Genomic DNA, 20,829 nt, shown 5'->3' with positions numbered 1-20,829 from the left:
TGAGCTTCCATGCCGACCAGCCAAGGGCCAGGCCGGCCAGAATCAACCCCATTTCCAGCAGCAGCAGGAATTTGCGTCTCACGAATTCATGACCAACCACAGCTTGCCGGAAATCGGCGACATGTTTGGCGGCCGTGACCACACCACTGTGTTGCACGCATGCCGCAAGATCAACGAATTGAAGGAATCCGACGCGGACATCCGCGAGGACTACAAGAACCTGCTGCGGACCCTGACCACCTGAAGGCGGTCGGTGCAGCTTATTGAAGGCAAGGGACTAGACCATGCATTTCACCATTCAACGCGAAGCCCTGTTGAAACCCCTGCAACTGGTCGCAGGCGTCGTCGAGCGCCGCCAGACCTTGCCGGTTCTGTCCAACGTGCTGTTGGTCGTGCAAGGCCAGCAACTGTCGTTGACCGGTACCGACCTGGAAGTCGAACTGGTTGGCCGCGTGCAGCTGGAAGAGCCGGCTGAGCCAGGCGAGATCACCGTTCCTGCGCGCAAGCTGATGGACATCTGCAAGAGCCTGCCCAGCGACGTGCTGATCGACGTCAAGGTCGAGGACCAGAAGCTGCTGGTCAAGGCTGGCCGTAGCCGCTTCACCCTGTCTACCCTGCCGGCCAACGATTTTCCGACCGTGGAAGAAGGCCCTGGCTCGCTCACCTGCAACCTGGAGCAAAGCAAGCTGCGCCGCCTGATCGAGCGCACCAGCTTCGCCATGGCCCAGCAGGACGTGCGCTACTACTTGAACGGGATGCTGCTGGAAGTCTCCACCGACACCCTGCGCGCAGTTGCCACCGATGGTCACCGCCTGGCCCTGTGTGCCATGCAGGCGCCTATCGGCCAAGCCGAGCGCCACCAGGTGATCGTGCCACGCAAAGGTATCCTTGAACTGGCGCGTCTGCTGACCGACCCGGAAGGCATGGTCAGTATCGTCCTGGGCCAGCACCACATTCGCGCTACCACCGGTGAGTTCACCTTCACCTCCAAGCTGGTGGACGGCAAGTTCCCAGACTACGAGCGTGTACTGCCCAAGGGCGGTGACAAGCTGGTGCTCGGTGACCGCCAGGCGCTGCGTGAGGCCTTCAGCCGTACCGCGATCCTGTCCAACGAAAAATACCGTGGCATTCGCCTGCAATTGGCTTCTGGCCAGTTGAAGATTCAGGCCAACAACCCTGAGCAAGAAGAAGCGGAAGAAGAAATTGGCGTCGACTATGAAGGTGGCTCGCTGGAGATTGGCTTCAACGTCAGCTACCTGCTGGACGTGCTGGGCGTCATGACCACTGAGCAGGTTCGTCTGATCCTTTCCGACTCCAACAGCAGTGCCCTGCTGCAGGAAGCCGGCAATGACGACTCTTCCTACGTTGTCATGCCGATGCGTCTGTAACCCGTAGCAGGCCAAATGTCCCTTCGACGTATTTCGGTCACCGCGGTGCGCAACCTGCACCCGGTGACCCTCTCCCCCTCTCCCCGTATCAATATCCTCTACGGTGCCAATGGCAGCGGCAAAACCAGTGTGCTCGAGGCTGTGCATCTGCTTGGCTTGGCGCGCTCGTTTCGCAGTACCCGCCTAAACCCTGTCATTCAGTATGAGCAGCCTACCTGCACGGTGTTTGGCCAAGTAGAGGTGGGAGATGAAGGGGCGACTAGCAACCTTGGGGTATCCCGGGAACGCCAGGGCGAGTTCACCATTCGAATCGACGGCCAGAATGCACGCAGTGCGGCGCAACTGGCTGAGCTGTTGCCACTGCAACTGATCAACCCAGACAGCTTCCGCTTGCTTGAAGGCGCACCAAAAGTCCGCAGGCAATTTCTGGACTGGGGTGTGTTCCACGTGGAACCTCGTTTCATGGCCACCTGGCAGCGCCTGCAGAAGGCCCTGCGGCAGCGGAACTCATGGCTGCGGCATGGTACACTTGACGCCGCTTCGCAAGCCGCCTGGGACCGGGAGTTGTGCCTGGCCAGCGCAGAAATAGATGAATACCGTCGCAATTACATCAAGGCCTTGAAGCCTGTCTTCGAGCGAACCCTGAGTGAACTGGTCGAGCTGGAAGGTTTGACCCTGAGCTATTACCGGGGCTGGGATAAAGACCGCGAACTCGTCGACGTACTCGCAGGTTCCCTTCTCCGCGACCAGCAAATGGGACATACCCAAGCCGGTCCGCAACGCGCTGACTTGCGCCTGCGATTGGGCGCCAACAATGCCGCCGACATCCTGTCTCGGGGTCAGCAGAAGCTTGTTGTATGTGCCCTTCGAATTGCCCAGGGGCATCTCGTCAGCCAGGTTCGCCGCGGTCAATGTATTTATCTGGTGGATGACTTGCCGTCCGAACTGGACGAGCAACACCGCCGCGCACTGTGCCGCTTGCTTGAAGAATTACACTGCCAGGTATTCATCACCTGTGTAGACCACGAATTACTGAGGGAAGGCTGGCAGACGGAAACGCCAGTTGCCTTGTTCCACGTGGAACAAGGCTGTATCACCCAGACCCACGACCATCGGGAGTGAAGGCATGAGCGAAAATCAAACGTACGACTCCTCCAGCATCAAGGTGCTGAAAGGGCTGGATGCCGTACGCAAGCGTCCCGGCATGTACATTGGCGACACCGATGATGGTAGCGGCCTGCACCACATGGTCTTCGAGGTGGTCGACAACTCGATCGACGAGGCCCTCGCCGGCCACTGTGACGACATCACCGTCATCATTCACCCGGACGAATCCATCAGTGTGCGCGACAACGGTCGCGGCATTCCGGTTGATGTGCATAAAGAAGAAGGGGTTTCGGCAGCCGAGGTCATCATGACCGTGCTGCACGCTGGCGGTAAGTTCGACGACAACTCCTACAAGGTGTCTGGCGGTCTGCACGGTGTAGGTGTTTCCGTGGTGAACGCGCTGTCCGAGCAGCTGGTGCTGACAGTGCGCCGCAGCGGCAAGATCTGGGAACAAACCTACGTTCACGGTGTTCCACAAGCGCCGATGGCCGTGGTGGGTGATAGTGAAAGCACCGGTACCCATATCCACTTCAAGCCTTCCGCTGAAACCTTCAAGAACATCCACTTCAGCTGGGACATCCTGGCCAAGCGTATTCGTGAGCTGTCGTTCCTCAACTCGGGCGTCGGCATCCTGCTCAAGGATGAACGCTCCGGCAAGGAAGAGTTCTTCAAGTACGAAGGTGGCCTGCGCGCGTTCGTCGAGTACTTGAACACCAACAAGACCCCGGTGAATTCCCAGGTATTCCACTTCAACGTCCAGCGTGACGATGGTGTGGGCGTGGAAGTGGCGCTGCAGTGGAACGACAGCTTCAACGAAAATCTGCTGTGCTTCACCAACAACATTCCTCAGCGTGATGGCGGTACTCACCTGGTGGGCTTCCGTTCCTCCCTGACCCGTAGCCTGAACAGCTACATCGAGCAGGAAGGCCTGGCGAAGAAGAACAAGGTCGCCACCACCGGTGACGACGCCCGTGAAGGCCTGACCGCGATCATTTCGGTCAAGGTGCCAGACCCGAAGTTCAGCTCCCAGACCAAGGACAAGCTGGTTTCCTCGGAAGTGAAAACGGCCGTGGAACAGGAGATGAACAAATACTTCGCCGACTTCCTGCTGGAGAACCCCAACGAAGCCAAGGCTGTTGTTGGCAAGATGATCGATGCTGCGCGTGCCCGTGAGGCTGCGCGCAAGGCGCGGGAAATGACCCGCCGCAAGGGCGCACTGGATATCGCTGGCCTGCCGGGCAAGCTTGCCGACTGCCAGGAGAAAGACCCTGCCCTCTCCGAACTGTACCTGGTGGAGGGTGACTCCGCCGGTGGTTCCGCCAAGCAAGGCCGTAACCGCCGTACCCAGGCGATTCTGCCGCTCAAGGGCAAGATCCTCAACGTCGAGAAGGCGCGTTTCGACAAGATGATTTCGTCCCAGGAAGTCGGCACGCTGATCACCGCACTGGGCTGTGGCATCGGCCGCGAAGAGTACAACATCGACAAGCTGCGTTATCACAACATCATCATCATGACCGATGCTGACGTTGACGGTTCGCACATCCGTACCCTGTTGCTGACCTTCTTCTTCCGTCAGCTGCCGGAGCTGGTCGAGCGTGGTTACATCTACATTGCCCAGCCGCCGCTGTACAAGGTCAAGAAGGGCAAGCAAGAGCAGTACATCAAGGACGACGAGGCCATGGAAGAGTACATGACCCAGTCGGCCCTCGAAGATGCCAGCTTGCACCTGGATGAGTCGGCCCCGGCGGTTTCCGGTGTGCAACTGGAAAGCCTGGTGAACGAGTTCCGGGCTGTGATGAAGACACTCAAGCGCCTGTCGCGCCTGTATCCGCAGGATCTGACCGAGCACTTCATCTACCTGCCGGAAGTACCGCTTGAGCAACTGGCCGATCACGCCGCCATGCAAGCCTGGCTGGCGAAGTTCCAGGCACGCCTGAGCGAAAGCCAGAAATCTGGCCTGGTCTATCAAGCCAGCCTGCGTGAAGACAAAGAGCGCAATGTGTGGCTGCCGGAAGTGGAAGTCACCTCCCATGGCCTGGCCAGCTATGTCACCTTCAACCGCGACTTCTTCGGCAGCAATGACTACCGCACCGTCGTGGCCCTGGGCAGCAAGCTGAGCACTCTGCTCGGCGAAGGTGCCTATGTGCAGCGTGGCGAGCGCCGCAAGGCGGTTACCGAGTTCAAGGAAGCCCTTGACTGGCTGATGAACGAGACCTCCAAGCGTCATACCATCCAGCGCTATAAAGGGCTGGGTGAGATGAACCCGGACCAGCTGTGGGAAACCACCATGGACCCGACCGTGCGCCGTATGCTCAAGGTGACCATCGAAGACGCGATCGCTGCCGACCAGATCTTCAACACCCTGATGGGCGATGCGGTGGAACCTCGCCGCGACTTCATCGAAAGCAACGCTTTGTCGGTGTCCAACCTGGACTTCTGATGCGCTGTCGATGGGCACATTAAGTGTCGCAAGTGGGCGAGTTACTGTCGCTGTCTAGGGAAAACCCCGGCCGTGGTGTCGGGGTTTTTCTTTGTGGCGTAGCCTAGTCAAAGCGATACGCACCTTGCTCCAAGCCCTTGTTTAGGTTTCTATGGGCGATATGATGGAACATGGTTCCAGCTTCATCGAAACTAACCGCATCGCTGCTTGACTGCTGTTGGCCAAGCATCGAGGAATCCAGATCCCCTATGATCTGCTGTACGATAGGATACTGGTGCGGATGAAGGTAATTTCTTAATTTCGGCGAAACTGTGTATGAAACAGGTGGTTTAGAAAGACCGGAAGATATGCCATAGCCGCTCAAGATCATTCGATCGCGAAACCTTCTCACTAAGTTTGAAATGGATTCACCCAAAAGGCTGCCAAATGGCAGCCTTTTTGTTTGTCACCCGCATATAGCTAAGCGCATCCAGCACCTCAGAAACTGTAGCCCCCCCTCCAATTGGTAGACCGCTGAGATTTGGTGCCCATATTGCCTCCTGTAAGTGAGGCATCTGAAACTGCTGACTTGCCTGTTCGTGACAGGGAGACGAAGCAGCGTCGCCTCGATAGTCAAACGCTTGAATGCATTTGGGCAAGAAAATGCTGCTTTGCGTACCCAACGCCATGCTTGATCGCTTCAAACTATTGGCTCAGTTCATGGAGAAACTGGGCGGTTAAACGGGACGCTGAGACCGGTCAGTTTATGGACGTAAAAACTTCGGACAAAACGCCCTTCAAAGGCGTCCGCAAAGAGAAGTAAGGAGTAAATATGAGCGCGAAATTCGAGATTTTTCTGGGTATCAACCGGCAGTATTACTTCCGCCTCAAAGCCCCTAATGGTGAAAAAATCCTTGCAAGCGAGGCCTACACCACTAAGGCAAATTGCCAAAACGGCATTCAGTCCGTCAAAGCACATGCTCCTTACGACATCTACTACAAAAAGCACGGGTCCACTAACGCGCAGTATTACTTCACCCTGAACGCCAGTAATGGCCAGGTGATCGGTACGAGCGAAACCTACACTACATCCCAAGCCCGTGATGGTGGAATTGCTGCGGTCAAAGCATACGCCCCAACCGCTCCGACTGTAGACCTGACTTAAACCGTAGGGTCACCATTTCCAGCCCCTTCTTCTAGGGGCTTTTTTTGCCCTGACAAAAGGGGGGCAACCCACCCGCCGGTGGGTGCCGCAGCACGGTTAATCCTCATCTGATTTTTGGCGCGTCCAAGGCTGGTGTGTGGGGAGTGGGAGGCGCGATGTACCTGCTTTAGCACGTTTACCGTTTACTGTTATTGCGACGAAACCAAAAGCTGCGCTTCGATTTGAAAGGCCTCCTCCACTGACAGACCATTCATGATATGTTCAATGATGGCCTCTCGCAGGAAACGAATGTTGCTTGGGTAGGCATGTGCTTGGTCGCGATAATGGGTGGCCATCAGCCTTTTAGCTTGCTCTCGGGGCAGTCGTCGAAGAGGGGTTACCGCTTTTTCGGAATTTCGGCCGTACACATCAAAGTCTTGATCGACTGTGGTCCAGTCAAATGCAAAGCAGCGCTGCTGCTCCACATGGCAGTCGTGTTGCCACATCGCACTGCCAGGGTATTGATCCCCAGCACTGACGATTATCAGGGTCAATCGTGGTAGCTCGCGCTCTTCTACGAAGTCATAGATTACCCAGAGAATGCGCCCCATCCGTACTGGTATCAGATTTTTTACTCGCTGATCATCAGGGTAACGGGCTTGGGCGCGTTCGATCAGCTGGCCATAGGTCAGAATCATACGAGCAGTGGCTAGTTCGATTAGAAGCGGATAGAGCAGTCTCGCAAGTTGTACATCCAGCAACGTTCGGGTCATGGTGAGTTCTTTCTGGATTTATAAGAAAGGGTTCAGGCAGCTTTCGCCTATGGGGGTTACACGAGTGGTTGCTTCACTCGATCAAGGCCACCCTCTTTTTTCCATGCTTCAAATCTGTGATTCGCGGCGCTGAAGGAGATCTGCATTTCAGCGCCTACCGCATAACGACTTTTTCCGGCATCAAACAGGCGATAACAGATCTCTACCCCACGATCCGTCAATTTGCCGTCTTCATGCTTGTTGGTTGGGTCGCGTGGATCGTACTCGGGTGTCTCTTCGCCCTCGACCAGCAAGGCTTTCAAATTAGCGAATCCAACGAGAACGCGTTCCAATCCCAAGGTGATGTCATCAATGGCTTCGGCTATCGCGGTAGGGGAGGTAATCATGAGATGCGTCTCTGTAATGTGGTTATAGAGAACAAAACTATCTCGTCACCTTGAGTTATGCAAGCTCTTTGTAACGTACCTACAGAGAGCTATGTGCTTTAGCCTAAGAAATGCGTCGCTTGTCACCTTCTGGTGCGCGGGGATAGCGTAGCTATACGCCAGCTTGGGCCACGACCATGTCGGCAAGTGCCCTCCGTTAAAAACGACATTAAATTGGGACTGATTACCGTGAAACGACACGAATTTTGTTCCGGGAACGACACTATTAGTGCTCATGTTCCACGTGGAACCCGCTTGGCTCTTGGAGCCGCCGCGACAATTAATGTGCCTATCGACATGCGCTAGGTTCGAACCGCAAATTAAAAAAGCCAAGGTCGCGAGACCTTGGCTTTTTTATTTCCCATCGCTCTTTGATTTATTCACAACTAGCCCTGGCGGATGCCAAAAAGCGGTCTAGGCTGAGCAAACCGAAAAGGAAGTCATCATTTTGCCAGTATCCGCGCAGGGCCGCGCAAACTCCCCTCTGGGCGCATTGCGCCTGCGCAGCTTCCCTCTCGTGTGAACCCGGTTTTCCTTTCGCGCCCTCGGTATCAAGCACCGAGCGGCCGAACCTTGTTGTCCCACTCGACGTATCAAGGAGTAGCCATGTGCACCATTGGAGCCGTTTTTAGTGAGGGGCGCCTCAGCACCTTCAAGCAGTGCGACCTGATACCGGTCACGCACTTCGACGAGCCGCAGCTTCGTCAGGGCCGTAATGGCGTCGGCAGTTACCTGGCGATGACTCGCCAGGGTGGTGGCAGAATGTGGGCGGGCTACAACGACCAGGGCGTTTCCTTCGTGGCAGCGGATGCCTACACCACCACCGCAGCGGGCAACTACACCACCGATGACCAGGTAAATGCGCTGTTCGCGGCCTACGAAGACAGCATCAAAAGCTACACCACTGCCACTGAAGCTGCGCAAAGCCTGGCCAAGTTCTACCAGACCATGGGCGCAAACACGCCCTTTCCTGCCCCGGATATTTCCTTGATCACCGGTTGGGCCGATAGCAATCGCACCAAGCAGGTGGCGATTTTCATCGAGTACATGCCCAACCCCTTCAACCAGTCCTCAGTGCGCCAGATCGTGCGCGACAGCGGCTTTTTCGTCTCGACCAACGCCTTCCGCCTGCAGCCGGATGCGGTCAACTACCCGGCCAACCACAGCACCTACTTGCGCTTGGACCGCGCTGAAAAAATCCTCCAGTCCGACCCCACCGAGCGTGGCGTCAAGGCGCTACTCAGCGACCAGTACTACGGCCGCACCGAGCTGTCGATCTGCCGCGAGACGGATTACATCGGCACCGAATTCCACACCCAGGCCACCGCGCTTTTCACCGCAAGCCGCGACGAGCTGATGTGCCAGTACCAGATCAACGGCAACCCCGCGAACAACCCCCTGCGTATCTATGGAGTGCAGCCATGAAAGTCGATGTCTCTTTCGAATTGAACAACAACGCGCCAGTGACTCCGCCCGCCGCAGGTTTCGTGTACGTCGACCAAGGCAACTACCAGACCTTCGAATTGGTATCTGGCCGGCCGTTCATCTGCTACTCCGACAGCGCCACCTCCTGCATCATCACCGTGGTGGTGGCCAGCCATGGCGACCGTACCACGGCGACCATCGCCCACCTGGACAGCCCCAGCTGCATCAGTGCGTTCTTCACCATCGTCGCGGCGCAGCTGGCCGACAACTACCGTATCTACGCCCAGGGCGCGAACCCGCCAGACAACGGCACCTCGATAGAGAACGCCGAACAACTGCACGCCTGTATCGACCAACTGGGTGGCAAGGTCAGCGAGGCCAAGCTGTCGCTGCTGCAAGGCGACCCCAACCAGCAGAACCGCGGCATGTTCGGTTTGAGCTTCGACGGCGCCGGCAAGGCGCTGGCCACCAACCAGCCCTATACCCTGCAACTGTTCCAACGCGACCCCACCTGCGGTGGCCAGACCGTCTACTGCATCATGCGCCGCCAAGAGCACCCGCCGCGGCAGATCCGCGATGCCGCCCTGCCCTTCACCCACCAGGAACTGGTAGAGCTGGCCTCGATCGCCATTCAGTTCCGCAAGACGCCAAGCGACCCGTCCACGGCGTTCACCAACATCGTCAACCTGGAAAGCGACGAGATTCGTCAGAACTGGTCCACCACCCCGGCCTATGAAGCGCCCTGGTTCTCCGACCAGCTCAAGCTGGGCGCGGCGTTCGCCATCGCCATGGCCCCGGTGGTGAGCCTCAGCGAGCTGCACCTGCGCAAGACCACGCCGCCGTCCTTCGCGCGCCTGCGCAAGGTCTTGCTGAGCCACTGAGCCGAGCCCATCGAGCCGAGCAGAGGAAGCACGCTCATGAAAATTGCAGTCATCAATACCGGCGGCACCATCAGTTGCGTCGGCAACCCGCTGGCGCCCATGTCCGCCCAGCAATTCGCCACTGCCAGCCAGCAGCTCATCGACCCGATCCTGCAGCAGCAATTCAGCGACCTGCAGGTGGACTACCTGACCTCGGTGACCTTCCCCGAGTCCAGCACCAAGACCCTCGACAGCACGAACTTGCAGCCGACCGACTGGTGCATCATGGCCCAGGGGATCCTCGACAACTATGCGGCCTACGATGGCTTCGTCGTGCTGCATGGCACCGACAGCATGGACTTCAGCGGCACGGCGCTGTCGTTCCTGCTGAACAACTTCGATAGCCGCGGCGTGGGTACCGCACTGTTGAGCAAGCCGGTGATCATCACCGGGTCGCAGGTGCCGCTGTACTACCAGGCCAACAGCAGCGCCCCATTGAGCCTGAACTTCAATACCGATGCCTTCCAGAATGTCTGCGGCGCGGTTGCCATGGCGCAAAGTGGCATTCCGGAAGTGGGTGTGTATTTCCAGAACAACCTGTACCGCGGCAACCGCGCAGTGAAGACCAACGCCAGCGAGTTCAATGCGTTCAGCTCGCCCAACTACCCGGCCCTGGCCGAGTACGGCGTGGCGCTGACGTTGAACAACGCCAATTGGTTGCCGGGGCCGGTGCACAGCAGTGTCAGCCTGGATGACCCCTCGGTGCTGGCGGCGCAGCAAGCGACGCTGGCGGCGATCACGGCGTCCATCAACAACTTCCCGGTCATGCAGCTCAATGCCTTCCCGGCGTACTACAGCCAGAGCCCGGCCAAGTCGTTCATGGCCGGCTTGATCGATGCAATGGTGGCCGCGGGTGCCACGGGCATCATCCTGGAGTCCTATGGCGAAGGTAACTTCCCCTCTGGCAACCCGGACAACCCGAACCAGGGGGCGATCTACCAGGCACTGGACCTGGCCAACGAGCAAGGCGTGAACATCGTCAACTGCACCCAGGTGCTGTCCGCCACGGTGAACAGCAGCGCCTACGCTGCCGGCGCATGGTTGCCTCAGGTGGGCGCCCTGGCACCTGCGGACATGACGCCGATGGCCGCGCTGGCCAAGTTGATGATCCTCATGGCCTCGGCCAGCCACAACGGCTGGACCCGCAGCCAGGTCCAGGAACTGTTCCAGACCGACCTCGCCGGCGAGATGCTCAGCGTCAACCAGCTCGACAGCCGACGCAATACGACCCTGTTGCCAGGCCAGTCGATCAGCGCCCTGGATGGCAGCGCGCAGCTGCTCAACGACCCTGAGCTGGGCCCGGTGCTGACCGGCGCGGGCACCACCAGCCCACTGTGGCAACTACCCTCCGCGCCCAGCGCCAGCGCATTGCCAGGCCGGCTGGTGATGCAGGACGACGGCAACCTGGTGTTCTACGGGCGCGACAACCAAGCCCTGTGGGCCACCAACACCGGCAACCCCGCCGGTGCCTCTTCACGGCTGGTGCTGACCGGCCGCTATGTGGCCGCAACCCCCGCGGCCAGTACCTTGAAGTTGCAAGTGCTGAACTACTCGGCGAACACCATCGCCGCAACGCTGTACCCGGCTGTTTGACGCAATCACACCTTACGAGAGGATCGAGCGATGTCTTTACTTGCGCGGCAATTCAAGCTCAGTGGCAGGGTAGCCCCCCAGGACCAGTTCCATCAGGTGATCACCGATGCGGCGTTGTTGGCTGCACCCGATGAGCACTACATCGCCCCGACGGTGGTGAGCGTGAACATCGTCTACCCGCAGACGCAGACCATTGGTGTACAGAAATACGGGCCAACCGTGGTGGGTGGTTCGGCTGGGGGTTATAACCCGGCGGAGGACTGCCAAGGCAACTTCATGTCCTACAAATTCCAGCCCAACAACAACTGCTACGCCTATGGCTGCAACATCACGCCGAACACCTTCCCACAGCCAGGCCGTCAAAGCGGCTATCTGCTGACGTCGGCAGACTTCAGCAAGCCCGTCGCAGGCCTCGGCGCCGTCGTCAGCAGCTACGCCGTGAAAGACGGCTTGGTGATGGCAGGCATGAACATGGCCGAGTTGATGAAGTTCAAGTCGAGCAAGCAAGGCATCAACCCCGGAGTGGGTGTGGGCGTTGGCGCCTTGGGCGGGCATTTCGTGGCATTGATGGTCTCCCCTGCGGGCGACGCCAACTGGCCGGGCGACTACCACTGGGCACGTTGCGACAATTCGTCGGGCGGTTGTGATTCCTGGTCGCAGAAAGACGGTAACGACCAAGTCACCAACTTCGACTTCGCGGGCAACCCGATCACCAACCCCGCCACAGCGAACTGGACGGTCAACCAAGGCCCTATCTCCAATACCAACACCAACGAGCTGGTGGCCAGCTACCAGTTCTACTGCTTCATGTTCGTTCCTGACTCAGGTGTGAATATCATCTGATGGCATGAAGACCTGGGCACCCTGACCGGTGCCCAGGCTTTTGTGTTCCACGTGGAACATCCTCGTTTGACGCAGTAACCTCCTTCCTCGTCCATCCCCCGCCACGCCATTGAGCGCACCCGCACCAGCGTCCATAATTCGCGATGCTTTTCACGTTGATGCTGTTTCATGCATCTGGATCAAACCTGTTTGCCGCCTACACCTCTATAAAGGTGCGGCGGAAAATTTGGAGAATGCGATGAACATCGGCAACAACCTGCACGTGGAAGCCTTGTTCGACGAGGCGACCTCGACCATCAGCTACCTGCTCATGGACCGTGAAACACGGCAATGTGCCTTGGTCGATAGCGTGCTGGACTACGACCCCAAATCTGGACGCACCGGCTATGTCAGCGCCGACAAACTGGTCGCTCGTGTGGAGGCGCTTGGCGCCAAGGTGCAATGGATTCTAGAAACCCATGTGCACGCCGATCATTTGTCGGCGGCGGCCTATCTCAAAAAAACACTCGGTGGCCAGGTAGCAATCGGCGCGCATATCACTCAAGTGCAGAAAGTATTCGGTGCGCTGTTCAACGCCGAGCCAGGTTTCGCCCGCGATGGCAGCCAGTTCGACGTGCTGCTCAAAGATGAAGAAGAATTCCTGATCGGCAACCTGCGTGCCCGCGCTTTGCACACGCCCGGCCATACCCCAGCGTGCATGAGCTACGTGATCGAGGATGGCGGCGAAACGGCGGTGTTCGTTGGCGACACCTTGTTCATGCCCGACTACGGCACCGCTCGTTGCGACTTCCCTGGTGCCGATGCACGCACGCTCTATCGCTCGATCCGCCGCCTGCTGGCCCTCCCCGATTCGACCCGCCTGTTCATGTGCCACGACTACCTGCCCGGTGGTCGCGAGCTGCGCTACATGACCACGGTGGCCGAACAGCGTGCCGACAATGTGCATATCAACGATGGCGTCAGTGAAGACGCTTTCGTAGCGATGCGCGAAGCCCGCGACGCAACCCTGGACATGCCGGTGCTGATCTTGCCATCGGTGCAGGTGAACATGCGCAGCGGGCAGTTGCCCGAGCCTGAGGAAAACGGCGTGCGCTACCTGAAGGTTCCACTGAATGTGCTGTAGGTATGAAACGGGTCGCGGGGATATGAGGTGATCGAACAACAGCTTCTCGGGGCTGGTCTGGGGGCTTTGATCGGTGCGGTGCTGGCGCTGACCGGTGCGGGTGGCGGCATTCTTGCGGTGCCTCTGCTGGTCTTCGGCCTGGGCTTTTCCATGGTCGAAGCGGCGCCTGTCGGCCTGCTTGCGGTGGGGATGGCGGCCGCCGTCGGCGCGGGGCTCGGGTTACGCCAAGGCCTGGTGCGTTACCGCGCAGCGCTGTTCATTGCCTCGATCGGTATCGCCTGTACGCCGTTCGGCCTGATGCTCGCGCACCGCTTGCCCAATACACCGCTCGCTTTGGTGTTCGCCGGGGTGCTGGTGTATGCCTGCCTGCGGATCTGGCGCAAGGCGGCCCGCGAGTTGCGCGGTGAATCACCCTGCGGCGACCGGCAGATCATGCCGTGCGTGCTCAACCCGCTACAGGGTCGCCTGCGCTGGACCCTGCCCTGCGCCAAGGCGCTGGCGTTCACCGGCATGCTTTCGGGGTTGCTCTCCGGCTTGCTTGGCGTGGGCGGTGGTTTCGTGATCGTGCCTGCGTTGGGCCGTTACTCCAACCTGAATATGAAGAGCATCGTCGCCACCTCGCTAGCGGTGATCGCGTTGGTGTCTACCGGAAGTGTGGTTACCGCAAGCCTGACGGGGGTGATGCACTGGCGGGTGGGGGCGCCCTTCGCCGTGGGCGCGGTGCTTGGGCTGCTGCTGGCACGCCCCCTGGGTGCGAAGCTGGCCGGCCCGCGCTTGCAGCAGCTGTTCGCGGTGGCCGGTTTCAGCGCCGCACTATTGCTGGTCGGCAAGGCCCTACTCGGCTAGCAACTCGTCTTGCTGCGCGGCGCACAGCGCCAGCAGGTAATCCCACACCACGCGCAGGCGCACCGACTTGTGCAGCTCGCGCCGGGTGCTGATCCAGTAGCTGCGCTGGATGGTCTCGCTGGGCAGCACCCGCACCAGCGTCGGGTCGTGACGGGCCATGAAGTTGGGCAGCACGGCGATGCCCAGGCCGGCCTGCGCAGCCCGCTGCTGGGCGATCACGCTGGTGCTGCGGAACACCACGTTGGGGGCTCGGCAGAAACTGTTGAGGAACAACAATTCCTGGCTGAACAGCAGGTCGTCGACGTAGCCGATCCAGCTGTGCTTGGCCAGGTCCTCCCGGTGACGCAAGGGCGGCGCTAGGTCCAGGTAGGCTTGGCTGGCATACAGCGCCAGGCGGTAGTCGGTGAGTTTGCGGGTGATCAGCAGGTCGGCGTTGGGTCGTTCCAGATGCACGCTGATTTCCGCTTCGCGGTTGAGGATGCTGACAAAACGCGGCACCGCCACCAGCTCCACCTCGAGCCCTGGGTAGCGCTCGAACAATGCATTCAGGCGTGGGGTGAAGAAGGCGATGCCAATGCCCTCGGTGACCCCCAGGCGAATCTTGCCCAGCGGAGCGATGGCCTGGGTGATTTCCTCCTGGGCCAGCAGCGCGACGTTCTCCATCGCTTCGGCATGCTTGAGCAGGGCGTGGCCCGAGGGGGTCAGTTCGTAGCCTTGGGCATGCTGCACGAACAGCGGTGTGCCCAGGCTCTGCTCGATGCTCTCGATATGCCGGGCCACCGTACTGTGGGTGGTGTTGAGACGTTTGGCGGCAGTCAGCAGGCGGCCGCTGCGCTGCAACTCCAGGAAAAACCGCAGGTCGTTCCAATCGAACATGGGGTCCTCTTGTGCTGTTAATGCCGTCCGCATAGCGGTCGGTACAGACTTGGCGCTGTGCTAAAACGCACAACGGCTGCGCAAATTCTCGTGTTTCGTCCACGAAATTAATCAATAAGATGAGAGGCGACAAGAACAATAATCAGGCGCGAGGTTGCACATGCCATCAGCCGACTCTGTCTTCGACTATGTGGTCGTAGGCGCTGGCCCTGCCGGTTGCCTGCTGGCCAATCGTCTTTCTGCCGACCCTTCCTGCCGCGTCCTGCTGCTGGAAGCGGGCGGTCGCGACAACTACCCGTGGATTCATATCCCCGTCGGTTACCTCTACTGCATCAACAACCCCCGCACCGACTGGTGCTTCAAGACCGAAGCACAACCTGGCCTTGAAGGTCGCAGCCTGAGCTACCCGCGTGGCCGGGTGCTGGGCGGCAGTTCGTCGATCAACGGCATGATCTACATGCGCGGCCAGGCCGGCGACTACGACCGCTGGGCCGAGCAAGGCAACGACGGTTGGGCCTGGAAGGACGTGCTGCCGCTGTTCAAGGCCAGCGAAAGCCACTTCGCCGGAGCCAGCGAAAGCCATGGCGCCGATGGCGAATGGCGGGTCGAGCGCCAGCGCTACAGCTGGCCGATCCTCGATGCCTTCCGCGATGCCGCCGAGCAGACCGGCATCGCCAAGGTCGACGACTTCAATACCGGTGACAACCAGGGTTGTGGATACTTCCAGGTGAACCAGCGCAGCGGTGTGCGCTGGAATGCTTCCAAAGCCTTTTTGCGGCCCATTCAGCACCGGCCCAACCTGACCGTGCTGACGGATGTGCAAGTCGACAGGGTGTTGCTGGACAACACCCGCGCCACGGCGGTGAAAGCCCGCCACCAAGGTGCCTGGCAGGAGTTCGCGGCACGCCGCGAAATCATTCTCTGCGCCGGTTCCGTCGGCTCGCCCGGAATACTCCAGCGCTCCGGCATCGGCCCGCGTAAGCTACTCGAAGGCCTTGGCATTGGTGTACGCCATGAGTTGCCCGGGGTGGGTGGCAACTTGCAGGATCACCTGCAACTGCGCCTTATCTACCAAGTGAACAACACCCGCACCCTCAACCAGATGGCCAACAGCCTGTGGGGCAAGTTGGGCATGGGCCTGCACTACCTCTATGCTCGCAGCGGGCCGCTGGCCATGGCGCCGAGCCAGTTGGGTGCCTTCGTACGCTCCAGCCCCGACCAGCCCAGCGCCAACCTGCAATACCACGTGCAGCCCCTGTCGTTGGAGCGCTTCGGCGAGCCGCTGCACCGCTTCCCGGCGTTCACCGCCTCGGTCTGCAACCTGCGCCCGGCCAGCCGTGGGCGCATCGATATCCGCTCGGCCGACCCCGGCGCTGCGCCGCTGATCGACCCCAACTACCTCAGCGACCCCCAGGACCTGCGCGTCGCCGCCGATGCCATCCGCCTCACCCGGCGTATCGTCCAGGCCCCTGCCCTGGCGGCCTTCGCCCCGCGTGAATACCTGCCAGGCCCTTCGCTGCATACCGAGGAGGAACTGCACGAGGCCGCTGGCAAGATCGGCACCACCATCTTCCACCCGGTTGGCACCTGCCGCATGGGCAGTGGTCCACTGGACGTGGTCGACAGCCAGCTGCGTGTGCACGGCGTACCTGGCCTGCGGGTGGCCGATGCCTCGATCATGCCGCAGATCATCTCCGGCAATACCTGTTCACCCACATTGATGATCGCCGAGAAGGCGGCACAACTGATTCTCAAGGGGGCTTCCAAGCAGACCAACCTCAACGAAACCAGCGCTATACCGACGCCCTGACCCGGGTGCGTGCAACACCGACGGCTTGCGGTCGGAAGCCGTCGACAGTGGAACAAAAAGAATAATCACTGTGGCCTGCGGGCCGAGGACAGCAACGATGTCGGATTACATCCAAGAGCAAAGCGCGGCTGCGCCCAGCACCAGCCGACGTGAGGAACGCAAGATCATTTTCGCGTCATCCCTCGGGACAGTGTTCGAGTGGTATGACTTTTTTCTCTATGGCGCACTGGCCGCTGTCATCAGCAAGCAGTTCTTCTCCGGGGTGAACGACACCACGGCGTTCATCTTCGCGCTGATGGCCTTCGCGGCGGGCTTCCTGGTGAGGCCCTTCGGTGCGCTGGTGTTCGGCCGCCTGGGTGACATGATCGGGCGCAAGTACACCTTCCTGGTAACCATCGTGCTGATGGGTGTCTCCACCTTCGCCGTCGGCCTGTTGCCCACCTACGCCAGTATCGGCATTGCCGCGCCGATCATCCTGGTGATCCTGCGCATGCTCCAGGGCCTGGCCCTGGGCGGCGAATATGGCGGCGCCGCCACCTACGTGGCCGAGCACGCCCCGCCGGGCAAGCGTGGCTTCCACACCGGCTTCATCCAATCCACTGCCACCCTGGGCCTGCTGCTGTCGCTGGTGGTGGTGCTTGCCAGCCGCTATATCAGTGGCGATCAGTTCGAGACCTGGGGCTGGCGCTTGCCGTTCCTGCTGTCGATCGTGCTGCTGGCGATCTCCACGTGGATCCGCATGAGCATGCACGAGTCGCCCGCCTTCGTGAAAATGAAGGCCCAGGGCAAGGTGAGCAAGTCGCCGATTCGTGAGTCGTTCACCTCCTGGCCGAACCTCAAGGTGGTACTGACCGCGCTGTTCAGCATCAACGCAGGCCAAGCCGTGACCTTCTACACGGCGCAGTTCTACGTGCTGTTCTTCATGACGCAGATGCTCAAGATGGACCCGGCCCAGGCCAACACCTTGCTGATCATCAGCGTGATCATCGGTGCACCGTTCTTCGTGTTCTTCGGCTGGCTTTCCGACCGGGTGGGGCGCAAGCCGATCCTGATGATCGGCCTGCTGCTGGCCACGGTGTGCTACTTCCCGATGTTCAAGGCCCTGAGCTACTACGCCAACCCGCAGATCGACACGGCCAGCCGCCATGCGCCAATCGTGGTGCATGCCGACCCGCAGGGCTGCACCTTCCAGTTCGACCCGGTGGGCAAGGCGCGTTTCGACAGCCCGTGCGACAAGGTCAAGACCTTCCTGGTCAAGCAGGGCCTGCCGTACAGCTCGGTGAACACCACCGGCAGCGACGTTTCGGTGAGCATCGGTGACAAGACCATCAATGGCTTCGACGACGTCGCCATGCGCGCCGCGATCACCGAGGCCGGCTACCCGGCCAAGGCCGATGCCTCGCAGGTGAACGAAGTGATGGTGGTGGTGCTGATCGTGGCGATGATCCTGATCGCGACCATGACCTACGGCCCGCTGGCGGCGGTGATGGTGGAGCTGTTCCCCACGCGCATCCGCTACACCTCGATGTCTCTGCCCTACCACATTGGTAACGGCTGGTTCGGCGGCTTCCTGCCGACCGTGTCGTTCGCATTGGTGGTGTACACCGGGGATATCTTCTACGGGCTCTGGTACCCGGTGCTGATTACCGGGGTGAGCCTGGTGGTGGGAATTTTCTGCCTGAAAGAGACCCGCGATGTGGATATCGACAAGGTCTGAAGCCTTGGCAACCTAGCGATGCAAAAAAACCGGCGTAAAAGCCGGTTTTTTTATAGCCCGAAAAAACTTATGCACGATTTTCGGAAAAACGTCATACATGGAAATAAACATGTAATTCAACGAGTTAGCATGCATCCATAGGTGTTAATCCAAAATTTGCTAACAAGTTATCCACAGAACGTCAGGCAATCGGCTGCGCTGCGTTTTCCGGCGTCGGTGGCAACGAACCCATGGCTCGCTGAGCCGCCTCGTTCCACGCCTGCGCGCGGTCGTTCAGCTCGGCGATTGCCCGTGGCCCAGACCCTTGCGCGTACATCGGCTCGCCGATCACCACCTCGATGGTACCCGAGTGCTTGCCCCAACCCGATTTTGGCCAGAACTTGCCGGCGTTGTGCGCCACCGGCAGCACCGGCAACCCGGCATTCACTGCCAGCGCCGTACCGCCACGGGAGAACTTGCCCACCTGCCCGTGCGGCACGCGGGTGCCTTCAGGGAAGATCAGCACCCAAACGCCCTGCTTGAGCAACTCGTCACCCTTGCTCGCCACATGGCGCAGGGCTTCCTTGGGGTTGCCACGGTCAATGGCGATGGGCCGCAGCATGGCCATCGCCCAGCCGAAGAACGGCACGTACAGCAGCTCGCGCTTGAGTACCTGGCTCAGGGGCGAGAAGTACGCCGACAGGAAGAATGTTTCCCAGGTGCTCTGGTGGTTGGAGAGGATCACGCACGGCGTTTGCGGCACGTTTTCGGCGCCGGTGATCTTGTAACGGATGCCCAGGAACACTTGCGCCAGCAGCACCGCGAAACGGCACCAGTAAACGTTGATGAACCGGTAGCGCTTGGCGAACGGCAGGAACGGCGCAACGAAAAAGCTCAGCGAGCACCACAGCAGCGAACTGGTGCCCAACAGCAGGTAAAAAAGAAAAATTCTGATCGCCTGCAGGATCGACATAGTGGCATGTACCGTTGCGGGGCGTGCCCGCCTTAGGAAAAAGTGCGCCGGTCGGCGCACTAACGAGTAAGTTCGCTGGCGATAGCCGCCAAATCATCGAATATCAATGTTTTTTCTGGAACGCCTTTGCTCAGCGTTCTCTCACCCTTGCCGGTTTTTACCAACACAGGTTGTGCATCGACGGCCAGGGCGGCCTCGAGGTCACCTTTACTGTCACCGACGAACCATACACCTGCCAGGTCGGCCTGGTAATGCGTGGCGATCGCCCGCAGCATGCCGGGCTTGGGCTTGCGGCAAGCGCAGCCGTCATCCGGGCCATGCGGGCAATACACAATATGGCCCACCTCGCCCCCCTGCTCGGCCACCAGCGCGCGCAGGCGCGCGTGCATGGCCTCGAGGGTTTCCAGCGAGTAATAGCCGCGGGCGATACCGGACTGGTTGGTGGCCACCGCCACCGTCCAACCCGCCTTGCTCAACTGCGCGATGGCCTCGATCGAGCCAGGAATGGGCAGCCACTCCTCCAGCGACTTGATATAGGCGTCGGAGTCGTAGTTGATCACCCCGTCTCGATCGAGAATCAGCAGTTTCAAGGCTTACCCCAGCAACGAGATGTCGGCCACGCCCAGGAACAGGCCGCGCAGGCGGCTGAGCAGGGCATAACGGTTGGCGCGTACCTTGGCGTCCTCGGCGTTGACCATCACCGCCTCGAAGAAGGCGTCGACTGGGTCACGCAGCGCGGCCAGGCGGGCCAGCGACTCGCTGTACTGGCGCGCGGCTGCCATCGGCTGCACGGCCTGGTCGGCCTGCTGGATCGCCGAGTACAGGGAGAACTCGTTGGCGTTGTCGAAATACTTCGGTTCGACTTGCTCGGAGATCGCACCTTCGGCCTTGCTCAGCAGGTTCGACACACGCTTGTTAACCGCAGCCAGGGCCTCGGCTTCCGGCAGCTTGCGGAAGGCCTGCACGGCCTGTACGCGCTGGTCGAAGTCCAGTGCCGAACCCGGCTTGAGCGCACGCACCGACAGATAAGTGGCCACATCCACGCCTTCGTCTTCGTAACGCGCACGCAGGCGGTCGAAGACGAACTCCAGCACTTGCTCGGCAAGGCCTGCTGCCTTGACCTTGGCGCCGTACTGCTTGACTGCGAAGTCGACGGCCTCGTTCAGGTCCAGGTCCAGCTGCTTCTCGATCAGGATACGCAGCACGCCCAGGGCCGCACGACGCAGGGCGTAGGGGTCCTTGCTGCCGGTGGGCAGCATGCCGATGCCGAAAATGCCGACCAGGGTGTCGAGCTTGTCGGCCACGGCCACGGCGGCACCGGTCAGGGTGTCGGGCAGTTCGGCGCCGGCACCGCGCGGCATGTACTGCTCGTTCAGTCTGTTTGCCGACTCCCCAAAGCTTTTCGCAGGCTACCACGTCTTTCATCGCCTCTGACTGCCAAGGCATCCACCGTATGCGCTTCTTCACT

General features: G+C 60.1%; 18 protein-coding genes and 1 pseudogene. 13 read left to right on the top strand and 6 right to left on the bottom strand.

Features of this window, described 5'->3' with window-relative positions:
- From ACQKPE_RS21775 to ACQKPE_RS21755, 5 genes are all read left to right on the top strand, one after another.
- Positions 1-244: helix-turn-helix domain-containing protein (locus ACQKPE_RS21775; protein ID WP_427668787.1), on the top strand; the 244-nt coding region annotated here is incomplete at its 5' end.
- A gap of 40 nt (positions 245-284) precedes the next feature.
- Entirely contained in the window at positions 285-1,388 is a 1,104-nt protein-coding gene (gene dnaN / locus ACQKPE_RS21770; protein WP_375098451.1) for a DNA polymerase III subunit beta, read from the top strand.
- Positions 1,389-1,403: 15 nt separating this feature from the next.
- Positions 1,404-2,510 carry a DNA replication/repair protein RecF gene (gene recF / locus ACQKPE_RS21765; RefSeq protein ID WP_427668786.1) on the top strand — a complete coding sequence of 369 codons (1,107 nt, stop codon included), beginning with the start codon at positions 1,404-1,406 and terminating at the stop codon, positions 2,508-2,510.
- 4 nt (positions 2,511-2,514) lie between these two features.
- Positions 2,515-4,935 carry a DNA topoisomerase (ATP-hydrolyzing) subunit B gene (gene gyrB, locus ACQKPE_RS21760; protein ID WP_427668785.1) on the top strand — a complete coding sequence of 807 codons (2,421 nt, stop codon included), beginning with the start codon at positions 2,515-2,517 and terminating at the stop codon, positions 4,933-4,935.
- A gap of 811 nt (positions 4,936-5,746) precedes the next feature.
- Positions 5,747-6,079 carry a YegP family protein gene (locus ACQKPE_RS21755; protein WP_427668784.1) on the top strand — a complete coding sequence of 111 codons (333 nt, stop codon included), beginning with the start codon at positions 5,747-5,749 and terminating at the stop codon, positions 6,077-6,079.
- 188 nt (positions 6,080-6,267) lie between these two features.
- On the opposite strand, the gene ACQKPE_RS21750 is transcribed toward ACQKPE_RS21755, so the two are convergent.
- Positions 6,268-6,831, bottom strand: coding sequence for a hypothetical protein (locus ACQKPE_RS21750; RefSeq protein ID WP_427668783.1), 564 nt, complete (start codon positions 6,829-6,831; stop codon positions 6,268-6,270).
- A 56-nt stretch (positions 6,832-6,887) separates the two neighbouring features.
- Entirely contained in the window at positions 6,888-7,217 is a 330-nt protein-coding gene (locus ACQKPE_RS21745) for a hypothetical protein (RefSeq protein WP_427668782.1), read from the bottom strand.
- 645 nt (positions 7,218-7,862) lie between these two features.
- On the opposite strand from ACQKPE_RS21745, the gene ACQKPE_RS21740 reads away from it, so the two are divergent.
- The 6 genes from ACQKPE_RS21740 (at position 7,863) to ACQKPE_RS21715 (ending at position 14,006) form a co-directional block, all read left to right on the top strand.
- Positions 7,863-8,681: a hypothetical protein gene (locus ACQKPE_RS21740; RefSeq protein WP_427668781.1), complete on the top strand. Its 819-nt coding sequence runs from the start codon at positions 7,863-7,865 to the stop codon at positions 8,679-8,681.
- Complete coding sequence (locus ACQKPE_RS21735; RefSeq protein WP_427668780.1) at positions 8,678-9,562, top strand: hypothetical protein; 885 nt, start codon at positions 8,678-8,680, stop codon at positions 9,560-9,562. Before ACQKPE_RS21740 ends, ACQKPE_RS21735 begins: the two co-directional genes overlap by 4 nt.
- A 36-nt stretch (positions 9,563-9,598) precedes the next feature.
- A complete protein-coding gene (locus ACQKPE_RS21730; RefSeq protein WP_427668779.1) occupies positions 9,599-11,194 on the top strand; it encodes an asparaginase domain-containing protein in 1,596 nt (531 codons plus the stop codon).
- A 30-nt stretch (positions 11,195-11,224) separates the two neighbouring features.
- Entirely contained in the window at positions 11,225-12,037 is an 813-nt protein-coding gene (locus ACQKPE_RS21725) for a hypothetical protein (protein WP_427668778.1), read from the top strand.
- A gap of 238 nt (positions 12,038-12,275) precedes the next feature.
- Positions 12,276-13,160 carry an MBL fold metallo-hydrolase gene (locus ACQKPE_RS21720; RefSeq protein WP_427668777.1) on the top strand — a complete coding sequence of 295 codons (885 nt, stop codon included), beginning with the start codon at positions 12,276-12,278 and terminating at the stop codon, positions 13,158-13,160.
- 27 nt (positions 13,161-13,187) lie between these two features.
- Positions 13,188-14,006, top strand: coding sequence for a sulfite exporter TauE/SafE family protein (locus ACQKPE_RS21715; protein ID WP_427668776.1), 819 nt, complete (start codon positions 13,188-13,190; stop codon positions 14,004-14,006).
- Here the strand turns inward: ACQKPE_RS21715 and ACQKPE_RS21710 are convergent.
- On the bottom strand, positions 13,995-14,882 hold the full coding sequence (locus ACQKPE_RS21710) for a LysR family transcriptional regulator (protein WP_427668775.1): 888 nt from the start codon (positions 14,880-14,882) through the stop codon (positions 13,995-13,997). The two genes, ACQKPE_RS21715 and ACQKPE_RS21710, sit on opposite strands and share 12 nt — an antisense overlap.
- 160 nt (positions 14,883-15,042) lie before the next feature.
- Between ACQKPE_RS21710 and ACQKPE_RS21705 the strand changes: the two genes are divergently transcribed.
- Entirely contained in the window at positions 15,043-16,692 is a 1,650-nt protein-coding gene (locus ACQKPE_RS21705) for a GMC family oxidoreductase (RefSeq protein ID WP_427668774.1), read from the top strand.
- 97 nt (positions 16,693-16,789) lie between these two features.
- The gene (locus tag ACQKPE_RS21700) at positions 16,790-18,409 is read left to right on the top strand and encodes an MFS transporter (RefSeq protein ID WP_427668773.1); all 1,620 of its coding nucleotides are present in this window, start codon (positions 16,790-16,792) and stop codon (positions 18,407-18,409) included.
- A 181-nt stretch (positions 18,410-18,590) separates the two neighbouring features.
- On the opposite strand, the gene ACQKPE_RS21695 is transcribed toward ACQKPE_RS21700, so the two are convergent.
- From ACQKPE_RS21695 to ACQKPE_RS21685, 3 genes and pseudogenes are all read right to left on the bottom strand, one after another.
- On the bottom strand, positions 18,591-19,361 hold the full coding sequence (locus ACQKPE_RS21695; protein ID WP_427668772.1) for a lysophospholipid acyltransferase family protein: 771 nt from the start codon (positions 19,359-19,361) through the stop codon (positions 18,591-18,593).
- A 59-nt stretch (positions 19,362-19,420) separates the two neighbouring features.
- Entirely contained in the window at positions 19,421-19,951 is a 531-nt protein-coding gene (gene gmhB / locus ACQKPE_RS21690; protein ID WP_427668771.1) for a D-glycero-beta-D-manno-heptose 1,7-bisphosphate 7-phosphatase, read from the bottom strand.
- 3 nt (positions 19,952-19,954) lie between these two features.
- A pseudogene (locus ACQKPE_RS21685) lies at positions 19,955-20,737 on the bottom strand (glycine--tRNA ligase subunit beta); the annotation flags it as partial.
- Positions 20,738-20,829 lie beyond the last annotated feature (92 nt).

It is taken from the genome of Pseudomonas sp. NPDC089554 (genome assembly GCF_050280645.1).
Taxonomy (GTDB): domain Bacteria; phylum Pseudomonadota; class Gammaproteobacteria; order Pseudomonadales; family Pseudomonadaceae; genus Aquipseudomonas.
This window is presented reverse-complemented; position numbering and strand designations above follow the sequence as displayed.